The sequence below is a fragment of the Amycolatopsis sp. lyj-84 genome, from assembly GCF_046549075.1.
GTDB lineage: Bacteria > Actinomycetota > Actinomycetes > Mycobacteriales > Pseudonocardiaceae > Amycolatopsis.
The window spans coordinates 1-18741 of the sequence record NZ_JAJPWO010000022.1 but is presented as its reverse complement, the minus strand read 5'-3'; the positions used below and the strand labels follow the sequence as shown (position 1 = coordinate 18741).

Sequence of the window (18741 nt, the reverse complement as noted above, 5' to 3'; positions counted from 1 at the left end):
TGCCGAAACAAAGGGAGGGACGGCATGGGTGACGAACCACGCGCGCAGATGGAGCAGCGCACACCTAGAGGTTTGGACAATACCGATCGCACTCTGATCGCTCTACTGCAAGTCGACGGGCGGGCCTCGTTCACAGCGCTGGCCAAGGCCGTCGGACTGTCGGAGGGCGCCGTACGGCAGCGCGTCCAACGGCTGCTGCGGGACGAGACGATGCAGATCGTCGCGGTCACGGATCCGGCGAATGTCGGGCTCGGCCGTCAGGCGATGGTCGGGATCAGAGTCCAAGGCGATCCGCGAGCTGTTTCCGATCAGCTCTCCGGGTTGCCGGACGTCCATTACGTCGTGCTCACGGCCGGAAGCTTCGATCTGCTCGCCGAGATCGCCTGCCGGGACGACGAACACCTCTTGAGTGTGCTGAACGACGACATCCGGCCCATCCCGGGTGTCGTCAGCACCGAGACCCTGATCTACCTGAAACTCGCAAAACAGACATACGCCTGGGGCAACCTGACCCGGTAGCCCGCGGCTCAGTGCAATGAAAGGCCCGTTACTTGCAAATTTTGCAAGTAACGGGCCTTTCATTGCACGCGCGGAAGGCTAGACGCAACGCAGATACGCGTCCGGAGTCCGCCGTCCGGATTCGAGACCGCGGAGGACCTTCGGCAGCGAACCGCTGTACAGCACCCCGAGCCGCTGCGTCGCCCGCGTCAGCGCGACGTACAGTTCCGCCTCGCCGCTCGGGCCTTCCGCGAGGATCCGCTCCGGCTCCACCACCAGCACGGCGTCGTACTCCAGCCCCTTGGCCGCGGACGGCACGATCGCTCCCGGCACACCCGGCGGCCCGATGACCACGGACGTCCCCTCCCGCCCCGATTCCTCGCGGGTGAACTCCGCGACGGCGTCTTCGATGTCCACTTCGGACAGTCGACGGGCCCAGGGCCGAACGCCGCACGAGCGCACGGATTCCGGCGGAACGACGTCGGGCGCGAAACTCGCCAGCAGGGAAGCCGCCACCGCCATGATCTCCGACGGCGTCCGGTAGTTGACGGTCAGCTTCCGGTACAGCCAGCGGTCGGCGACGTACCGGGAGAGCATCGCGTCCCACGACCGCGCGCCGGACGGCGACCGGCGCTGCGCGAGATCCCCGACCACGGTGAAAGACCGGCTGGGGCAACGCCGCATCAGAACCCGCCAGTCCATTTCGGACAGTTCTTGCGCCTCGTCGACGACGACGTGCCCGTAGGTCCATTCCCGGTCGGCGGCGGCGCGCTCGGCCAGATCCCGATCGTCGCGTTTCGCGAACCGCTCCGCCAGATCCTCGGCCTTCAGCACATCGGTCGGCCGGAGCGCGAACTCGTAGTCGTCGTGATCCTCTTCGACCTCGATGAGTTCCAGCACCCGCTCGGCGTACTCCTTCTGCGCCAGCTGCCGTCGCTCCTCCGCCCGCCGCTCGGCCGTGCGGTCCCAGCCGAGCAGTTCGACGGCCTCGTCCAGCAGGGGCACGTCGGACACCGTCCACGCGGCCGCGTCCTCGCGGAACAGCGCCGGATCGGCCCCTGCCGCCCGCAACCGCTCCGGCGAGGCGTAGAGGCCGGCTAGCAGCCGCTGCGGCGTCAGCACCGGCCACAGACGGTCGAGCACCGTGCCGAGCCCCACGCTGCCCTCCAGATCGCGCCGGACGTTCTTCAGCATCTCCGGGCGGGTGTTCCCGTCGTCCACCGGCAGCCAGCCCGCCCCGATCCGATCGACCGCGCGGGCCGCGAGCGCGGTGATCACCTCGCGTTCGAAGACGGCCTTCGCCTCGTTGTGCAGCAGGCCGCTGTCCCTGGCCACCTCGCGCGCGGCCGCCGCGATCTCGGCGTCGAGCGGCACGGTGACGTCGTCGAGTTCGATCGGCTCCGGTTCGGAGGGCAGTTCCTGCCGGTCCCGCACCGCCGCCTCGAGCACGTCCAGGATCGCCAGCGAGCCCTTGAGCCGCTGCACCGGCGGCGGGTCCTCGCGTTCGGTGCGCAGGCCGGGGACGAGGCCTCCCGGCGTCGTGAAGACGGCACTGGTCTCGCCGAGCGACGGCAGGACTCGGCCGATGTGGTCGAGGAAGCCACTGCTCGGCCCGACGACGAGCACGCCGCGGCGTTCCATGCGCTCCCGCTTCGTGTAGAGCAGGTACGCCACGCGGTGCAGCGCCACCGCGGTCTTGCCGGTGCCGGGGCCGCCCTCCACCACGAGGACGCCCGCGTGGTCCAGCCGGATGATCTCGTCCTGCTCCGCCTGGATGGTCGCGACGATGTCCCGCATCCCCTCGCCGCGCGGCGCGTTGACCGCGGCCAGCAGCGCGACGTCACCCCGTTCCCCCGCCGGATCCGGACGCCCGAAGACCTCGTCGGTGAAATCGAGGACCTTACGCCCGAGGGTGCGGAACTGACGGCGTCGCACCATTCCTTCGGGGGACGCGCCGGTCGCGCAGTAGAACGCGCGCGACGCCGGTGCCCGCCAATCCAGCACCAAAGGTTCGTAGTCGTTCCGTTCGTCGAAAAGGCCGACCCGGCCGACGTACGTCCGCCCTCCCGAAAGGGCGTCCAAACGGCCGAAACAAAGGCCCTCGTCGGCGATCTTCAGCCTGGCCATCTCGCGGGCTTTCGTGCTGACGGAGACTTCCCGGTCGGACAGCACGAAGCCTTCTCCCCGCAGGGCACCGGCATACGCTTCGCCCACCCGCGTACGTTCGGTGTCCAGCCGCTCGTAGAGCGACGCGATGTACTCCCGTTCGGATCGCAATTCCTCGTCGTACCCCTGATTTGACAAGTTCCCCTCACAGCGTTTAGACTACTCAGGTATTCGGCGTTCAGATCAGCATTCCTGATCAGGCGCCGATTTTTTATTGTCCACCACCTGTCAAGAGGGACCCGGTATCACTCCGGAAATGATCGTGCGCGATAATGGGAACCACAGCCCGCCATTACCGCGCACGATCCGCGTTGCCTCGAACCACTCAGCCGAGCATGAACTCGCGGGGTTCCAGCGCCCGCCCCACCACGCGGACGTCGCCCAGCCAGCCGTGGAACGCCTGCTCGACGATCGAGTCGTAGGCGTAGGCGCCGATCAGCCAGGAGCCGCCGGGATTCGCGATCCCCGCCGCCGTCGTCTTCGGATTCCGCAACACCGGACACCCGTCGACGTAAAGCGTCGTCCGCCTGCCGTCGTTGACGGCGGCGACGTGGATCCATTCCTTCAACGCCAGTTCGTGGCCCCAGCAGGTGGAGATCCCGTTCTGGTTCACCGGGAACACCGCCCACTGGAACGCCGCACCGTCCGAAAGGGACAGTGTGGCCGCGGGCTCGCCGGGATCGTCGCCGGTCTTCCCCGCCTTCCCGCCGGCACCCTGCCTGCCGAAGATCGCGGCCCACGCGTGGCCGCCGTCCTTGAAATCCTCGGGCAGCTTCACGAACGCTTCGACGGTGTAGCCGCGCGCGAACGCCTCCGCGTTCATCGGCGCGGAGTCCGCCGTGCGCAGATACGCCCCGCGAGCCGGTTTCTTGCCGCCGTCGAACCGGAGGCTCGACCTCGACGGCTGCCGCCCGGAGAACTCGCCGGAGAACCGCAGCGCGCCCGCGGCACTGCCGGGCAGGGTCACCCGGACCAGGTCGTTGCCCCTGCCGGACAGGTCGCGGACGCTGTCGACCGGTGCGCCGTCACGGCCTTCGAACCGCCAGTACGCCACGGTCCCGCGGATCAGTTGCCGTTCGGCGGGCCGCGCGGGCGGGACCGGGACCGGCGCGAAACCGGCGAACCTCGTCTCGAAATCGACCTCCAGACTGAAGTAGTCCGCCGGGCCGGTGCGTTCGATTTCCTGCCGCTGCAACTCGTTCAGCCTCGGCGCCTGGTCGGCGAGCCACGGCGAGACCGTGCGGACGTCGATCACGTTCCGCGTGAGGTCGAACCGGTAGAGCCGGATCATCGCGCTGCCGCCGTAGTAGCGGTCCTGGTAGTTGGTGATGTGCAAATGGACGTCGTTGCCCGCCTTGTTGCGCTTCACCGCGCGGCCCGGCGGCCAGTAGTGCCCGTTGAGCGTCAGGAAGATCTGGTCGTTCCCGTCGATCAGCTCGTCCCAGACCTTCTGCCCGAACTCGGAAAGCTGAGCCTGACCCGCCTCGTCGGCCCATACCAATTCATGGATGGTCAGGATCGCCGGAAGCCGCGGGTTCCGCGCGAGCACCGACCGCGCCCACTCCAGCCCGCCCGCCGACGGCCGCCAGTCGAGCGCGAGCAGCAGCCACTCGCGCCCGCCGGCCCGGAAGACGTGGTGGCTGTTGTAGCCGTCCGGGCTCGCGCCGCGGAAGGTCCGTGAACCGCGTTGCCGCTGCGGGCCGAACGCGTCGAGGTACGGCGTGCGGCCGCGCTGGTCGTCGGTCGAGGACTTGATGTCGTGGTTGCCCGCGAGCGTGCTGTACGGGAACCGGCGGCGGTCGAGATGCTGGAAAGACCGGCTGATCTGGTCGAACTCGCCCTGCTGCCCGTTCTCGGTGAGGTCGCCGAGATGCGCCAGGAACACGATGTTCTCGTCGCCGCCGGTGACGTGGCGCAGCGTGGCGTCCAGTGGCGCGGGGTCACCGCGGTCGGCGTCGAAGAGGTACTGGGTGTCGGGCAGGACCGCGAGGATGAAGCAAGCGTCTTCGGCGTCCGGGCCGTGATGGCCGAAGGACGCGGAGGCCGCCGGGGCACCGAGCGCGGGCAACGCGGACACCGCCGCACCGGCGCCGAGCAGGCCCGCGCCGCGCAGGAAGGTCCGTCTGGAGGAGTCGTTCACGGCCGCAACCTACGCATCCGTGGGCAACGCGTCTCGAACCGCGGATGAACACTTGCTCCGCTCGGTAGCTTCGTCTCATGGGGAACGTCAAACGCTGGCCCGTACTCGCCGGGGTCGGTGTGGTGGTGGCCGCGGCGACCTGGTGGATCGTGGACGAGATGCCCGCGGTGGACGACGCCGTCGCCCGGGAGGCGCTGCCGCCGATCGACGAGCATCTGCGCGCGAAGCTCTGGGCGGGGACGCTCGCGGCCACCGGCTTCCCGGATGTCCGCTGGGTGTGCACGCAGAAGGTGATCGAGACCCGGCCGGACGGGGAGCGCGTCAAGATCGGCCTGGTCGCGAGCTGCGACGAGGTCACGAAAGAAGGCGGCGGGCTCGTCGTCGGCAGCGGATTCCGACGGCAGCCGATGGTCTATCTCGTCGAGCGCACACCGTCCGGGTACCGCGTGCTCGACCGGAAACTCGCGGAGGACGGGGCGGGCTACTCGCCTTCGGTCAAGGCGATGTTCTCGTGGATCGGCGCGCGCCGGGTGATCCACGGCGCGAGCCCGGACGACCCGAAGACGGTGTCGGCCGCCGCGTTCGGCCTGCCGGACGACACCCCGGTCCGCGCGCGGAGCTGATCAGTCGCCGTTCCGGTCGATCAGCTTCGGCACGACGAACCACAGGACGACGAACAGCACCGCCGTCACCACGCCGAGGATCGTCATCGCGATCGGTCCGAAGACGACCTTGGCGATGAGCGCGACGGTCGTGGTGATCGCGGCCGCGAGGCAGCCGAGCCCGACCAGGACGGACCGGTTGCCGAAGGTGAGGATCCGCTCACGGTTCCCGGTGCGGAACAGCAGCCGGTGCCACGCGGCCGGCGCCGTCAGCAACACTGTCGAGCACACCGTGAGCAGGACGGCCACCAGGTGAACGGACTTCTCGAATCCGCTCGCCTCGTGAAATTCGTCGGTGAACACCACCGTGAGCAGGAACCCGAAGAGGATCTGGACACCGGCCTGAGCGACCCGGAGCTCCTGCAGGAGTTCACTGACGTTGCGGGTCAGGCGCTCGTTCTTCGTCTCTTCGGTGTGCTCGACCATGCGGCGGCTCCAAGACCATCGGTTGACGCCTGACTTTTTCGTGCCAGCCGAGCGAAGTCACCGATACGACCACGACGGCGAGGCCGAACCACTGCGTACCGGACAAATGCGCGTTCAGGAACGATACGCCGATAACGGCCGCGGTGACAGGGAAAGCCAGCTCCGCCAACGTCGCCCTGGCGGCGGGAGTCGACCGCAGGCCCACGTAGTACAGGCTCAGCGCCAGCAGACCGGGAACCAGCGCGAGCAGGACGAGGCCGAGCGCGTTGTCCCAGCCGACCGCGAACCCGCCGCCCTGGACCGCCACGATCCCCGCCGCGACCGGAAGCCCGACGGTGAAGCGAAGTGTGGTGACCTCCTTCGGCGCCAGCTCGGTGGAGAGCATCCTGCCGAGCACCGTTCCCGCCGCCCACAACGCCGCCGCGCCGATCGCCAGCAGCGCCGCCTTCGCGGCGGCGACCTGGATGTTCAGCGGATCCTTGAACGCCAGCAGCCACGCACCCAGCAGCGCCGGGATCGCGAAGAAGGCGTATCCGGGGCGGACCCGCTCGCGGAGGACGAAATACGCCGCCAGAACGGCGAACACCGGCTGAAGCTTCTGCAGCACCAACGGCGTCACGGGGTCGCCCAGTTTGAAGGCCGCGGTGAACATCGCCGTCGCGAGCGCGGAAGAACCGCCGCCGATGGCGAGCACGGCCAGCCACTCCCGCGGTCCGACCCGGCGCAGCGCGCGGAAGGCGCCCGGGATGAGGGGACTCAACACGAGCACCACCAGCAAGTGCTCCCAGAAGACGACGGTGGCCGCGGGGAGCGCTTCGGCGAGCGGAAGCCGCAGAAGTCCGTCTGTGCCCCAAAGTGCGGCCGCGACCGCGACCAGCCAAGTGCGATCCGGAGGATTAGTACTCACTTACCCTTCCATCCATGCCCCCGCCGCCGCCCTCAACGGACGCTGGCGCGCGCACTGTGCTCATAGTTTGAGAATGATCGCCCGACCGAGTGACCGCTCTGGCGTGCCCGATGTCTTGCGGACTAAGCAGGGCGCATGCGCCCTGTCCCCTTAGTCACCCTTGTCCTGTCCGCCGCCGCCTTGGCCTTCACCTCCGGCGCCGGGCCCGCCACCGCCGCCGCCCCCGGTTCCCGGGTGCACGTCATCACCGCCAAGAGCGGCCTCACGGTCTACAAACCGGACTTGGTCCCGCCCGGTGCCCGCGCGCACGTCTTCGGGTTGACCTCGAAGGCTTACGGCACCTCGACCGCGGTCCTCGTGACCGGCCTGCTGCCCAACCGGGAATACGGCGCGCACGCGCACACGAAACCGTGCGGTGCCACCGGAGACCTCGCGGGCCCGCACCACCAGAACGTCGAAGACCCGGTGAAGCCGTCGGTGGATCCCGCCTATGCCAACCCCCGCAACGAGATCTGGCTCGACCTCACCACCGACGCCGCCGGCCGCGGCGCCTCCGTGTCCAAAGTGGACTGGACTTTCGACGCCCGGCGGGCCAAGTCGATCGTGATCCACGAAACGCATACGCACACCGACCCGGGTCACGCCGGGACGGCGGGCGCACGGCTGGCGTGCGTGACGGTCGACTTCTAGCCGTGTTTTCTAAAACCCCCAGGTGCGCTCCGGCCGGATCCTGATCCGGACGTTGTACTCCCTGTCGAACTTCGGGGTGTCGTAGTCGAGCGCGGGGTAGTGCTTCTCGTACTTGCCGAGGAAGCCAGGCTGCTCTGACGCGACACCGTCCGGCAGGATCTCGGCCTTGCCGCCGATCACCAGGATCGAGCCGCCGTGCTCGTCGCTGTTGAAGTGGAGGCTGACCTCGGGGTTGGCTTCGATGTGCCGGGTCTTCGCCGTGTCCGGCCGGCTGAAGATGACGATGTCTTCACCGTCGAGCACGAACCACACCGGGCGAGGCGAAGGCCTGCCCTTCGGGCTGATGGTGGTCAGCCAGGCGACGCTCTCCTTCGCCCGCTCGGCGAGGCGCGGGTCGGGTTGGTAGGTCATGAACCGACCAACCACGACCCGCCGGTATTTCTTCCGTGTCCGCCTCAGCGAGACGCGACGAGTTTGGCGTAGCGCGTCCCGGCGCCGAGCAGCACCAGACCGGCGAGAAGGAAGGCCGCGACCCTGGCGAGGCCGTCGAGCGCGGAGAGGTCGAACAGGACCAGCTTCAGCACCGCCGCGCCGACCAGCACCAGACCGGTCACCCGCAGGCCGACCACCGAGATGCCGCGGATGAGCAGCACGAGCGCGGCGACCGTCCAGGACACCGTGATCACCACGTGGCCGACAAGGAAACCCGAACGGCCGGGGACGGCCAGCAGCGCGCCGCACAGGACCATCGCGCCGGCGCCGTAGAGCGCGCAGACCCCGGCGAAGAGCCACGGCGCCACGTTCTCCGACGCGGTCTTGAACAGCCCGAGCCGGTGCGCGACCCACGGAAGCGTGATCGAGACGGCCACGATCGCGACGGCGACCAGCAGGGCGGCGGCGAGGTTGGCGTCAGGCCGGTTCCTGATCAAGAAGAAGAGCGTCGGCGGAACGTCGAAGGCGAGCGCGATGAACCCGCCGATGACGGCGAAGCCCAGCCCGCCGAAGAGCGCGACGTGCTTCTTCGTCCACAACGCGACCAGGGCCAGCAAGACCCCTTCGCCGATCAGGATCGCCGAACGGGCGCTGCCGTCGAAGAGCGTCATCGTCGTCTGCAAGGCCGCGAGGAGCCCCGCGGCGCCCGCGAGGTCGCCGGTCCAGCCGTTGAGCCACTGGCCCGCCGCCCACACGCCCAGCAGCACCAGCGCGACCGACGCGGTGACGAGCACGGCCGACGTCTTCGGCAGGAACAGCGCGGCGAGCAACGACGGCGCCGGTGCGACGGCGAGCAGGGCGAGCGCGGCGGCGTCACCGGGACGCTTGGTGGTGACGATCAGGGCGAGCGTGAGTCCGACGGCACCCGCGGCCAGCGCGGCGGCGGTGTTGGCGACGCTGCCGCCGAAGCCGGTGAACGCCGTGCTGAAGATCGACGCGACCAGCGGCGGGATCCCGGCGGCGACCGCGACCGACGGCCACGACTGGCGCAGCTGCACCGGCGTCGAGGCGACCTGGACCACCAGCAGGAACGCGACCAGTTCGGGGGTGAAACCCTGCGTGATCAACGGCGCGCAGACCACACAGCCGAGCACGACGGCCGTCGCGAGCAGCGACGACTTCCACCGCACGGCCAGCAGCAACCCGCCCACCGCGATCAGGAGCCCGATCGCGAGACCGGCGTAGGCCGGGAGGTACTCGTACATCGTCGTCGCGGCGATGGCGTCGAGGTACAACGCCCCGATCCCGGTCGCGGCGAGCGCGAACGCGCCGGTGCGGCCCGCCGGGGTGCGGTGCAGCTTCAGGCCGATCCCGACCAGCGTGAGGCCGAGGACGGCGCCCCCGATCACCCGCGGCAGCGGTCCGAACCAGCCGCGCTGGATGGCGAGCACGAGGAACAGCACGATGCCGAGCAACGTGACCGCGCCGCCGACCCAGGCCAGCAGCCTGCTGCCGGCGCCCTCCTTGCTCAGCTTCTCGGACAGCGTGGTCCTCGGGACCGGCTGATACGGGCGGTACGGCTGCTGCGGGGGCAGCGGGTACTGCTGGCGGTTCTGCTGCTGCCACTGCGCGTACTGGGCCTGCTGGTACTGGGCCTGGTACTGAGGGTGCTGCGGGTGCTGCGGGTGCGTGAAGTACCGCGGGTACGGCTGCTGCGGGATCTGGGGCTGAGGCTGCTGGTGCGGCTGGGCCTGGAGGGGCGGCACCTGCGGTTGGGCTGGTTGCGGCTGCGCGGGCGGCGTCGGGGCCTGCTGCGCCTGCGGTGGCGTTTGCGGCTCGGCGGGCTGCTCGGCCTGCTCCTTGGGCGCCTGCTCAGGCGCCTCTTCGTGCGTCGGTTCCGCTTCGGACCGGGCGGTCCGCAGCTCCGTACCGACCCGCGCGAGGCGGGCCCCAAGGTCGTCGATCTCCCCGGCGAGCCTGAGGAGCACATCCCCATCGGTGGTCATGGCGAACAGCATGCGGCTTCAGGGCCGCCGCGGGATCCGTAGCACTACTCAATCGTGATGACGATGTGGTCGCGACCTGCAAGATCATCGGTCGCCGGCCACCCGGCGGTTTCTCCATACTGGTCTGATGAACCCGGGTGACACGCTGTTCAGCTCGTCTCGCCATTTCCAGCTGTGGAGCTACGGCGCGGGACACTCGGAGCTGATACTCCGGTCGAGATTCCCGCCGGACGAGACCCCGGTCGAGCTCTACTTCGAAGCCGTCCGATCGGTGCACTTCGACAGACTCGACTTTCCCGAGCTGACGGTCTACCGAGCCGAAGACGAGGTTCTCCAGAGCGAGCGGTACAGATTCCCCTACCTGCGGATCGAACTGAGGTCGCCGGACCACACGGGCGTGGTCGTCGCCAGCAGTTTGACCTACATCGACGGGACCCGCGTCAAGGGGACGAGGGCGTGGTCCGTGGTCGCCCCGCTTGGTGGACCGAAGTGGCCGACCTGACGACAGGCGTTACGAAGGGGTGAGCTCTTGGCCGCGTAGACGCGGAGCGCCTGCCTGCCAGAGGAGGAACCGGAAAGACGGACTTCGCCGCTGGTCCGGATGATCAGGTCCAGCTCCGGACTACCCGCTGTGTAGAGGTGGGAGGAAAGTGAGTCCACGGAAACGGCTTCCGTGCTACCGAATTCGGTTACCGTCGACGTGTCACCGGAGCGGTTTCCCGGTGACCAAGAGTGCGATGCCGTGGGCATCACACGAGCCGCGAGGCCAGGTGCACCCGGGGAATACCGGGACCCTGGCCTTACGCACGTCACAGGAACTCGGGTCTTGTTCGCGCGGCGAGAAACCTCGAGCTGCCGACACCGGCGGTACGGCAGGATCGGGGCATGACCACAATCGAGGTGGTACTCGGTGACATCACGCACGAGCATGTCGACGCAGTCGTGACGGCGGCGAACGAGTCGCTTCTGGGCGGCAGCGGTGTGGATGGGGCGATTCACCGCACGGCCGGTCCCGAACTGGCCGAGGCCGGCAGCGTGATCGCCCCCTGCGAACCGGGGGACGCCAAGGCGACACCCGCGTTCGGCCTCGCGCCGATCAAACACGTCATCCATACCGTCGGCCCCGTCTGGGACGGCGGCACCTATGGCGAGGCCGACCTGCTGTCGTCGTGCTATCGCCGCAGCCTCACGGTCGCGGACGAGCTAGGGGTACGCAGTATCGCCTTCCCGGCGATCTCGACCGGAATCTACGGCTACCCGCCGGATCAGGCCGCGAGGATCGCGGTCCGCACGCTGCGCGAGACGCCGACGGCGGTCGAGCTGATCCGCCTGGTCGCCTTCGACGAAGAGACCTACGAGCTCCTCACCGCCGCCGCGGCCAAGCGGCCGTGAAACTGACGAGGCGATCGCACCGTATGCCGACACGCTCACCACGTGACCTAGGTCATCAGCGACAATGGAGGACGTGACAGCCACCCTGAGCAAGCCCAGCCTGAAGATCGGCCCCTACGAGGTCGATCCCCCGGTCGTGCTCGCTCCCATGGCGGGCATCACCAACGTCGCCTTCCGGCAGCTGTGCCAGGAGTACGGCGCGGGCATCTACGTCTGCGAGATGATCACCGCCCGCGCGGTGGTCGAGCGCCACCCCGGCACCATGCACATGATGACCTTCGGCGAGAACGAAAAGCCCAGGTCCATGCAGCTTTACGGGGTCGACCCCAAGACGATGGCCGAAGCCGTCCGCATCATCACCGGCGAGGGTCTCGCCGACCACATCGACAGCAACTTCGGCTGCCCGGTGGCGAAGGTGACGCGCAAGGGCGGCGGCGCTGCCTTGCCGTTCAAGCGCAAGCTGTTCGCCGACATCGTGCGCGAGTCGGCGAAGGCCGCGGCCGAGGCGGGCGTGCCGTTCACGGTCAAGTTCCGCGTGGGCATCGACGACGACCACCTGACGTACCTCGACGCCGGACGCATCGCCGAGGCCGAGGGCGCCGCGGCGGTCAGCCTGCACGCGCGCACCGCCGCGCAGCGCTACTCCGGTCAGGCCGACTGGACGAAGATCGCCGCCCTCAAAGAAGCGGTCACGAGCATCCCGGTGCTCGGCAACGGCGACATCTTCTCGGCCGAGGACGCGCTGCGCATGGTCGACGAGACCGGCTGCGACGGCGTCGTGGTCGGTCGAGGCTGCCTGGGCAGGCCGTGGCTGTTCGGCGAACTGGAAGCCGCCTTTGCCGGGCGCGCGCAGCCCACACCGCCGAATCTCGGCGAGGTCGCCAAGGTACTGCGCCGCCACACGGAACTGCTCGTCGAACACGACGGCCACGACAAGGCCATGCGCGACATCCGCAAGCACATGGCCTGGTACTTCATGGGTTTCCCGGTCGGCTCCGAACTTCGCCGCGGTTTCGCGATGCTGTCCAGTTTGGACCAGCTCGACGACCTGATCGCCCAGCTCGACCACGACGCGCCGTTCCCCAGCGCGGCCACCGGTCCGCGCGGGCGGCAGGGATCGCCGGGCAAGGTCACGCTGCCGCACGGCTGGCTCGACGATCCGGACGACGACTGCGTCCCCGAGGCCGAGGACATGCACTCGGGGGGCTAGACAACGAAAAACGCTCCCGCCGGCCGTGCGGGCGGGAGCGTCTTCGTTCACGACTCAGGTGCCCCTGGTCTTGTAGGCGAACTTCCACTGGCCGTGGTCGACCTCGAAGCACCGCATGGTGATCGTGTAGTACCGGGCCATATTGCTCTGTTCGATCTGACAACTGCTCAGAGTCGAGAACGGCCCGAGCTGACACCCGGGATTTCCGTCACAGACCCCCGCGATCGAAACAGGTGTTCCTTCGGCCACCGCGACATTCGCCGTGGTGACACCGATTCCGCCCGCGAGCGCGACGGAAGCGGCGCCGGCGGCGAGCCGGCGCCTCCAGCTGTTCGACATGTACTACCCCAGTTTCCCCAGTGCGGCCGAGAGCCGGCCGCGGTGATCATTAGAAGGGAATCGGACACACGCCGTCAATCCCTCGCCGGTCGCCCGAAACCGCCCCCGTAAAGTCGTCGTCGTGATCGAGCAGCTGAGCATCCCGACCGCGGCCGGTACCTTCGACGCCATCGCGGCCGGCCCCGAAGACGGCCGCCCTGTCCTGCTGCTGCACGGTTTTCCCGAGGCCGCGGTCGAATGGGAGCACCAGGTCGCGACGCTCGGCTTGCTCGGATATCGCGCGGTGGCACCGGATCAGCGCGGCTACTCGCCGGACGTCCGGCCGGAACAGGCCTCCGAATACGGTATCGACGAACTCGTCGGTGACGTCCTCGCGATCGCGGATCGTTTGGGGTGGAACGAATTCGATCTCGTCGGACACGATTGGGGCGGCGCCGTCGCGTGGTGGACGGCCGACGCGCATCCCGGCAGGCTCCGCAGTCTCGCCGTCGTTTCGACGCCGCATCCGGCGGCGCTGGCGGAGGCCATGAAGACCGACGAGGACCAGCATCTCCGTTCGGGGTACATGACCGAGTGGCGGCAGACCCGCGTCACCGAACGGCGGATGCTCGAGAACAACGCCGACGCGCTGCGCCGCATCTTCGACTGGAAGGTGTCGCCGAGCAAGATCGACGAGTACGTCCGGCGACTGTCCGAACCGGGCGCGCTGACAGCGGCGCTCAACTGGTACCGCGCCGGCCGTCCCGGCGGGAAGATCGGGCCGATCGAGGTCCCGACGCTCTACATCTGGAGCACCGAGGACGCCGCCTTCGGTTCGACGGCCGCGCTCGACACCGCGAACCGCGTCACCGGCCCGTACCGCTTCGAGATGATCGAGGACGCCTCCCACTGGGTGGTGGAAGAGGCACCCGAGGCCGTCACTTCTTTGCTAGTGGAGCACCTCTCGTCCCACTAACAGGGGTAACTCTGGTCGCGGTACCGGTTACAGCGAGCCTGCTGGTTCAGTGGGTCCGGTGAACAACGCGACCGAAGTGGACACCGAACGTATCGTCTATGTCACCGAGGACGGCGAGCCGACCGGCGAAACCGCGCCCAAACTGTCCGCGCACCACGAGAACACCCGGCTGCACCTGGCGTTCTCCTGCTATCTGTTGCGCAGCAGCGACCAGGCCCTGCTCATCACCAGCCGCGCCGCGTCGAAGAAGGTGTGGCCGCGGGTATGGACCAACAGTGTCTGCGGGCACCCCGCACCGGGTGAACCGATCGAGGAGGCCGTCCGGCGCCGCGCCGCCTTCGAGCTCGGGCTTCCCCGGCTGGACGGGCTCCGGTGCGTCCTTCCGGCGTACCGCTACCGGACACCACCGTTCGAGGGCGTGGTCGAGAACGAGTTCTGCCCGGTCTTCGTGGCCTGGGTCGACGAAGACCCGGAACCGCATCCGGACGAAGTCGGCGACTGGCGGTGGCTGAGCTGGAGTGATTACGCACTGTTGCTGAATGATGATGTGACAGACGTGAGTTACTGGGCGAAAGATCAGTTTTCGCAGCTCAAAGACGTCGAGCCGTTTTCGGCCATACAGAACGGCACTTCGGTGCGTGACAATGGTGCGAAACCGTCGTCCACTTGAGCGATATTCACTTCGGACCGTACCGATACCTCAAGAGCCGCCTCCTATACGACGAAAACCAATTCGTGGCGGAGGTGAACGTGGTAGCCGACGACGAGGCCGCGTTCCCACCGGGCGCGCCGAGTACCGATCTGCTCAGCCTCCACGAGTCGATCGCCGGGGTTCTCGCCACCCAGGGTGACTGGCGACGCGCCTACCACCACCTCAAATCCGCCTTCGACCTCGCCCGTGCCGGCAGCCTGCGGGACACGCTGACGTCCAGCTACAACCGCCGTTACCTCGACCAATGGCTGCACGGCCCGGCCGTCGAACACCGCGGCCCGCCGGGGATCGCGATCGCGCTGGTGGACCTCGACCTGTTCAAGGGCGTCAACGACACTTTCGGGCATCTGGTGGGCGATCGGGTGCTGCGCGAGGTGGCCGACCTGCTGCAACAGGGGCTTCCGCCCGAGGCCTTCTGCGCTCGCTACGGCGGTGAGGAGTTCGCGCTCGTCATCCCGGACGTCGACGCCGCACGCGCGGTGCGCATCGCCGACACCGCCCGTATCCGGGTGGCCCGCCATCCGTGGCCGCGGATCCGGCCCGGCCTCTCGGTGACGATCAGTGTCGGGCTCGCGCACGAGATTCACGCGGAACCGGATCGCACGGTGGAACCCGAGCGGCAGTTGCGCCGCGCCGACGCTTTGTTGTATATGGCGAAACGGGCAGGCCGGAACAAAGTGGCCTATCACGATAAGGAATCGTCGCAGATGATTCCCCACACGATGAACGCCGCGGAGTCCGCGGGCGCCTAGCCACTCACTCGGTTAACCGTCGCACTCTGCGTAACGGTTCCTCCCTTTTAACGCAGCTTTAACCAGGACCGCTCACCCGATCGCATGGACCGTTCGGCGCTTATCGGTACCTTGGGTGAAGAAAATTCCGGGATGGTTGTCGTCACGAACCTGAGGTGTCCGTACGATAACGAAAGAGCTTCGACGCCAGTTGTGAAAGGAGACCGAGTGCCCGACGAGCACCACAACCCGGGAACCGGTCGCCACAGTCACACCGACAGGAGTGCCGGTGAGAGCGGCGGCGGCCGCCGCCGCTCGATGGACACCCACGGCGGGATCAGCGTTTCCGACGTCGTCGCACGTCATACGGGTGAACGCCCGGTCTTCGACCCCGCCGCCGAGACACCCGCTCCGCGCCGTCTCCGGCAGGACGAGCCGACGCCCGAGCCGCCGAGACCCCGTCCGCGCACGGCCAGGGCGGAGGCGCCCGCGCCCCGTCGTCCCCGCCCGGCGGCCCCTGCTGCCCCTGTCGAGCCGCAGCAGCCCGCGCCTCGCGCGGCCGATCCCGCTCCGCCGCAGGCACAGACGCCGCCGCGGAACCCCCAGCCCGCCGAGGCCCCGCGCGCGCCTCGTGCCCGCCTCCCGCGCCGCTCCACGCAGGCCGCGCCCGGCCCGGAAGCGCCGACGCAGCGCCGTCCGCCGGTGGTGAACCCGGGCGCGCAGCAGCAGCCCGCGGCGCCGGCACCGCCGCGCCGTCCTCGCCGCCCTGTTCAGCGCCCGATCCAGCCGCCGCCGGTCCAGCCGCCGGTCCAGCAGTCGCCGTCCCTTTCGCCCGGCGTCCCGCCGCGATCCGAGATGGACCGGCTCACGATGACCGACGAGCTCGAAGCGATCGACGACGCGACGATCACCAAGCGCAAGATCGACCACACGCTCGCCCGGTTCTCCGCCGCGCACGACGAGCTCGAAGCCGAAGAGGCCAAGAAGCGCGAGCGCCGCGAACGGCTCGCCTCGCGTCCTGCCGCGCTGCTGGAGCAGACCCGCACGGCCCTGCAGCGGGTGGTCACGACCACGGACGCCGAACCGGCCGAGAGCGCCGAGCAGTCGTCTCCGCAGACCCGCCTGCAGGAGAAGAAGGAACGCAAGACCAGGCAGGCGGCCAAGGCGGGCCGGATCTCGGCCGCCGTGATGGCCGCGCTCGTGTTCCTGTCCATCGGTTCGGCGTGGGGTGCCCAGACCTGGTTCGACGCGAAGTTCAACAACGTCGCCTCACTCGACGAGGACTCGGCCGACATCCAGGACGCCGCGGGCCAGACCGGTGACGAGAACTTCCTGATGGTCGGCTCCGACAGCCGTGACGGCGCGGCCGCCGAAGACGGCGTCGGCGACGCGGAAAGCAACCCGGGCGCCCGTTCGGACACGGTCATGATCGCGCACGTCCCCGCCGACCGGCAGCGCGTCGTCATGGTGTCCTTCCCGCGCGACCTCGAGATCAGCCGTCCCGAATGCAAGCGCTGGGATCCGGCGACGTCGTCGTACTCGGACAAGGTCTCGCCCGCGCAGAAGATCACGAAGCTGAACACCGCCTACGCGGTCGGTGGCCCGCAGTGCGTCACGAAGGTCATCCAGCAGATCACCGGCATGAAGATGAACCACTTCGTGGGGATCGACTTCAACGGCTTCAAGTCCATGGTCGACGCCGTGCAGGGTGTCACCGTCTACAACGAGAAGCCCATCGACGACGACACCCTCGGCATGGTCATCCCGCAGGCGGGCGAGGTGCGGATCTCCGGTGACCAGGCGCTGAACTACGTCCGGGCGCGGCACGTCAAGGGCGACCCGACGTCGGACTACGGCCGGATCAAACGGCAGCAAGCCTTCCTCGGCGCGCTGCTGAAGACGGTGATGTCGAAGGACGTCATCCTGGACACCGGCAAGCTCAGCGGCTTCATCGACGCGTTCGCCAAGGCCACCTTCGGCGAGAACCTCGGCATCAACCAGATGATGACGCTGGCGAAGTCGATGAAGGGGATGGGATCGGACAAGGTCAAGTTCCTCACCGTGCCCACCACCGAAGAGGCGAACAAGCGCGGCAACGAAGTGCTGTTGCAGAGCAAATCGAAGACGCTCTTCCAGGCGTTGATCAACAACACGCCGCTGGAAGAGAAGGCCCCGGCGCCCCCGGCGGGCGATACGGAGACCGCTCCGACCGGCTCCGCCAAGACCAGCGGCTCCAAGAAGAGCGGCAGCTCAGGCTGAGGATCATTCGTTAGTCCGGGTTCACGTCAGGTTCACTCTGGGATGCGGCTTTTGGCCCCTGTTCCCCGTAGGGTTGGGCCATGCGTGAGGCTTACCATGTCGAACTCGAACAGCTCGCCGAGAACCTAGCGAGCATGTCGCTCCAGGTCGCCGACGCGATGGAACGGGCGACCCGGGCGTTGCTCGAGGTCGATCTCGGACTCGCCGAGCAGGTGATCAGCGACGACGCGAAGGTCGACGACGCGCGCGCCGAATGCGAGGAGCAGGCGTACGCGCTGCTGGCCCTGCAGGCACCCGTCGCGACCGACCTCCGGACCGTCCTCGCCGCGATCCACGCGGCGGAAAGCCTGGAGCGGATGGGCGATCTGGCGCTGCACGTGGCCAAGGCCGCGCGCCGCCGTCACCCGGACCCCGTCCTGCCCGACGCCGTGCGAGGCGACTTCGCCAAGATGGGCGAGGTGGCCGTCAAGCTGGCCCGGCAGGCCGAGCAGGTCATCAAGTCCAAGGACGTCGAGGCCGCCCGCACGATCGAGTCGGACGACGACGAGGTCGACGAGATCCACAAGCACCTGTTCACGGTCATCATGGACCGGGACTGGGACCACGGCGTCGCCGCGGCCGTGGACGTCACCCTGCTGGGCCGCTTCTACGAGCGCTTCGCCGACCACGCCGTCTCGGTCGCGCGCCGGATGATCTTCGTGGTGACCGGCAAGATGCCCGGTTACGGCCCGGACGAGCTCTAGGAGCTGAAGGGGACTTTCCCCGCATAAGACGTAACGAAGGGGCCCTTCACCGCATGTCACGCGGTGAAGGGCCCCTTCCGCTCTCCGGACGCAGACGGCTGCTTGCGGAAGAGCGTCACGCGCGAGCACGAACGAGAGTGGCCGTGAGCCCTGGGTCGAGGTGGTCGTGAGTGGCGATTCGGGTTAGAACCAGGAGTGTCTTACGTACCTACTGGATTCTGGGTGCGAGTGATTGCAGGTCCGGAGGCTGTGTCGCGAAAGCCACTTTCGGGACATCAGACGTCGCGAAAGTGGCTTTCGCGACACCCGAACCGGCTGGTGTTGCCTCACGGTGGCCCGGATCAGCGGCTCCTCAGTCGTGTTGCCGGTCAGCCAGCCGCCCGCCTCCTTGCTCCGCTTCCCCAGTTCCTGTATGTGGGCCGCGTACTTGTCGTGGACGGCGGCGTCCTTCTGCATGGTTTCCATCGCCTGGG

The 18741-nt window shown here is 68.4% G+C and carries 18 protein-coding genes and 1 pseudogene; 11 read left to right on the top strand and 8 right to left on the bottom strand.

The genetic code is table 11. The features are described from left to right. The first annotated feature begins 24 nt into the window (after nt 1-24). Nucleotides 25-519: an Lrp/AsnC family transcriptional regulator gene (locus tag ACLJRM_RS41145; RefSeq protein ID WP_101611234.1), complete on the top strand. Its 495-nt coding sequence runs from the start codon at nt 25-27 to the stop codon at nt 517-519. A 78-nt stretch (nt 520-597) separates the two neighbouring features. On the opposite strand, the gene helR is transcribed toward ACLJRM_RS41145, so the two are convergent. Next, nucleotides 598-2802 carry an RNA polymerase recycling motor ATPase HelR gene (gene helR, locus ACLJRM_RS41140; RefSeq protein ID WP_410666134.1) on the bottom strand — a complete coding sequence of 735 codons (2205 nt, stop codon included), beginning with the start codon at nt 2800-2802 and terminating at the stop codon, nt 598-600. Between the two features lie 187 nt (nt 2803-2989). Next, on the bottom strand, nt 2990-4804 hold the full coding sequence (locus tag ACLJRM_RS41135) for a LamG-like jellyroll fold domain-containing protein (protein ID WP_410666133.1): 1815 nt from the start codon (nt 4802-4804) through the stop codon (nt 2990-2992). A 77-nt stretch (nt 4805-4881) separates the two neighbouring features. Here ACLJRM_RS41135 and ACLJRM_RS41130 point away from each other — a divergent pair, with 77 nt between their 5' ends. Next, nucleotides 4882-5427 (top strand): hypothetical protein, encoded by a 546-nt coding sequence (locus ACLJRM_RS41130; protein WP_101611237.1) that lies wholly within the window; start codon nt 4882-4884, stop codon nt 5425-5427. Here the strand turns inward: ACLJRM_RS41130 and ACLJRM_RS41125 are convergent, their stop codons facing one another. Together ACLJRM_RS41125 and ACLJRM_RS41120 are read right to left on the bottom strand one after the other, a co-directional pair. Then, nucleotides 5428-5892 carry a DUF6328 family protein gene (locus tag ACLJRM_RS41125; protein WP_101611238.1) on the bottom strand — a complete coding sequence of 155 codons (465 nt, stop codon included), beginning with the start codon at nt 5890-5892 and terminating at the stop codon, nt 5428-5430. Continuing rightward, a complete protein-coding gene (locus ACLJRM_RS41120; RefSeq protein WP_410666132.1) occupies nt 5837-6799 on the bottom strand; it encodes a DMT family transporter in 963 nt (320 codons plus the stop codon). Before ACLJRM_RS41120 ends, ACLJRM_RS41125 begins: the two co-directional genes overlap by 56 nt. Before the next feature lie 135 nt (nt 6800-6934). On the opposite strand from ACLJRM_RS41120, the gene ACLJRM_RS41115 reads away from it, so the two are divergent. Then, nucleotides 6935-7489: a superoxide dismutase gene (locus tag ACLJRM_RS41115; protein ID WP_101611240.1), complete on the top strand. Its 555-nt coding sequence runs from the start codon at nt 6935-6937 to the stop codon at nt 7487-7489. 9 nt (nt 7490-7498) lie between these two features. Here the strand turns inward: ACLJRM_RS41115 and ACLJRM_RS41110 are convergent, their stop codons facing one another. Both ACLJRM_RS41110 and ACLJRM_RS41105 read right to left on the bottom strand, forming a co-directional pair. Continuing rightward, nucleotides 7499-7900 (bottom strand): TIGR03667 family PPOX class F420-dependent oxidoreductase, encoded by a 402-nt coding sequence (locus tag ACLJRM_RS41110; RefSeq protein ID WP_101611241.1) that lies wholly within the window; start codon nt 7898-7900, stop codon nt 7499-7501. A 44-nt stretch (nt 7901-7944) separates the two neighbouring features. After that, nucleotides 7945-9939 carry a DUF2339 domain-containing protein gene (locus tag ACLJRM_RS41105; protein WP_410666131.1) on the bottom strand — a complete coding sequence of 665 codons (1995 nt, stop codon included), beginning with the start codon at nt 9937-9939 and terminating at the stop codon, nt 7945-7947. Between the two features lie 115 nt (nt 9940-10054). On the opposite strand from ACLJRM_RS41105, the gene ACLJRM_RS41100 reads away from it, so the two are divergent. Further along, nucleotides 10055-10429, top strand: coding sequence for a hypothetical protein (locus ACLJRM_RS41100; protein ID WP_410666130.1), 375 nt, complete (start codon nt 10055-10057; stop codon nt 10427-10429). Between the two features lie 51 nt (nt 10430-10480). Here ACLJRM_RS41100 and ACLJRM_RS41095 read toward each other — a convergent pair. Then, nucleotides 10481-10593, bottom strand: a pseudogene (locus ACLJRM_RS41095) (undecaprenyl diphosphate synthase family protein); the annotation flags it as partial. A gap of 219 nt (nt 10594-10812) precedes the next feature. Here ACLJRM_RS41095 and ACLJRM_RS41090 point away from each other — a divergent pair. Both ACLJRM_RS41090 and dusB read left to right on the top strand, forming a co-directional pair. Further along, nucleotides 10813-11319, top strand: coding sequence for an O-acetyl-ADP-ribose deacetylase (locus ACLJRM_RS41090; protein WP_101611243.1), 507 nt, complete (start codon nt 10813-10815; stop codon nt 11317-11319). Nucleotides 11320-11383: 64 nt separating this feature from the next. Next, a complete protein-coding gene (gene dusB / locus ACLJRM_RS41085) occupies nt 11384-12529 on the top strand; it encodes a tRNA dihydrouridine synthase DusB (RefSeq protein WP_410666129.1) in 1146 nt (381 codons plus the stop codon). Nucleotides 12530-12583: 54 nt separating this feature from the next. On the opposite strand, the gene ACLJRM_RS41080 is transcribed toward dusB, so the two are convergent. Continuing rightward, a complete protein-coding gene (locus tag ACLJRM_RS41080) occupies nt 12584-12868 on the bottom strand; it encodes a hypothetical protein (protein ID WP_410666128.1) in 285 nt (94 codons plus the stop codon). 121 nt (nt 12869-12989) lie between these two features. Between ACLJRM_RS41080 and ACLJRM_RS41075 the strand changes: the two genes are divergently transcribed. The 5 genes from ACLJRM_RS41075 to phoU all read left to right on the top strand — a co-directional run bounded on the left by ACLJRM_RS41075 (nt 12990) and on the right by phoU (nt 18268). Continuing rightward, nucleotides 12990-13823 carry an alpha/beta fold hydrolase gene (locus ACLJRM_RS41075; RefSeq protein ID WP_410666127.1) on the top strand — a complete coding sequence of 278 codons (834 nt, stop codon included), beginning with the start codon at nt 12990-12992 and terminating at the stop codon, nt 13821-13823. A 58-nt stretch (nt 13824-13881) separates the two neighbouring features. After that, entirely contained in the window at nt 13882-14493 is a 612-nt protein-coding gene (gene idi / locus ACLJRM_RS41070; RefSeq protein WP_410666126.1) for an isopentenyl-diphosphate Delta-isomerase, read from the top strand. A gap of 65 nt (nt 14494-14558) precedes the next feature. Next, nucleotides 14559-15287, top strand: a complete 729-nt coding sequence (locus tag ACLJRM_RS41065) for a GGDEF domain-containing protein (RefSeq protein WP_101611247.1) — start codon at nt 14559-14561, stop codon at nt 15285-15287. A gap of 834 nt (nt 15288-16121) precedes the next feature. Next, a complete protein-coding gene (locus ACLJRM_RS41060) occupies nt 16122-17525 on the top strand; it encodes an LCP family protein (protein ID WP_101613590.1) in 1404 nt (467 codons plus the stop codon). Nucleotides 17526-17605: 80 nt separating this feature from the next. Beyond that, nucleotides 17606-18268 carry a phosphate signaling complex protein PhoU gene (phoU, locus tag ACLJRM_RS41055; protein ID WP_101611248.1) on the top strand — a complete coding sequence of 221 codons (663 nt, stop codon included), beginning with the start codon at nt 17606-17608 and terminating at the stop codon, nt 18266-18268. Nucleotides 18269-18741: the final 473 nt, after the last annotated feature.

Bases quoted from the DNA above. Each gene is read 5' to 3' on its own strand.
- ACLJRM_RS41145 (WP_101611234.1), top strand. From the start codon at position 25: ATGGGTGACGAACCACGCGCGCAGATGGAGCAGCGCACACCTAGAGGT.
- ACLJRM_RS41130 (WP_101611237.1), top strand. From the start codon at position 4,882: ATGGGGAACGTCAAACGCTGGCCCGTACTCGCCGGGGTCGGTGTGGTG.
- ACLJRM_RS41125 (WP_101611238.1), bottom strand. From the start codon at position 5,892: ATGGTCGAGCACACCGAAGAGACGAAGAACGAGCGCCTGACCCGCAAC.
- ACLJRM_RS41115 (WP_101611240.1), top strand. From the start codon at position 6,935: ATGCGCCCTGTCCCCTTAGTCACCCTTGTCCTGTCCGCCGCCGCCTTG.
- ACLJRM_RS41110 (WP_101611241.1), bottom strand. From the start codon at position 7,900: ATGACCTACCAACCCGACCCGCGCCTCGCCGAGCGGGCGAAGGAGAGC.
- ACLJRM_RS41105 (WP_410666131.1), bottom strand. From the start codon at position 9,939: ATGCTGTTCGCCATGACCACCGATGGGGATGTGCTCCTCAGGCTCGCC.
- ACLJRM_RS41100 (WP_410666130.1), top strand. From the start codon at position 10,055: ATGAACCCGGGTGACACGCTGTTCAGCTCGTCTCGCCATTTCCAGCTG.
- ACLJRM_RS41090 (WP_101611243.1), top strand. From the start codon at position 10,813: ATGACCACAATCGAGGTGGTACTCGGTGACATCACGCACGAGCATGTC.
- dusB (WP_410666129.1), top strand. From the start codon at position 11,384: ATGGAGGACGTGACAGCCACCCTGAGCAAGCCCAGCCTGAAGATCGGC.
- ACLJRM_RS41080 (WP_410666128.1), bottom strand. From the start codon at position 12,868: ATGTCGAACAGCTGGAGGCGCCGGCTCGCCGCCGGCGCCGCTTCCGTC.
- ACLJRM_RS41060 (WP_101613590.1), top strand. From the start codon at position 16,122: ATGGACCGGCTCACGATGACCGACGAGCTCGAAGCGATCGACGACGCG.
- phoU (WP_101611248.1), top strand. From the start codon at position 17,606: ATGCGTGAGGCTTACCATGTCGAACTCGAACAGCTCGCCGAGAACCTA.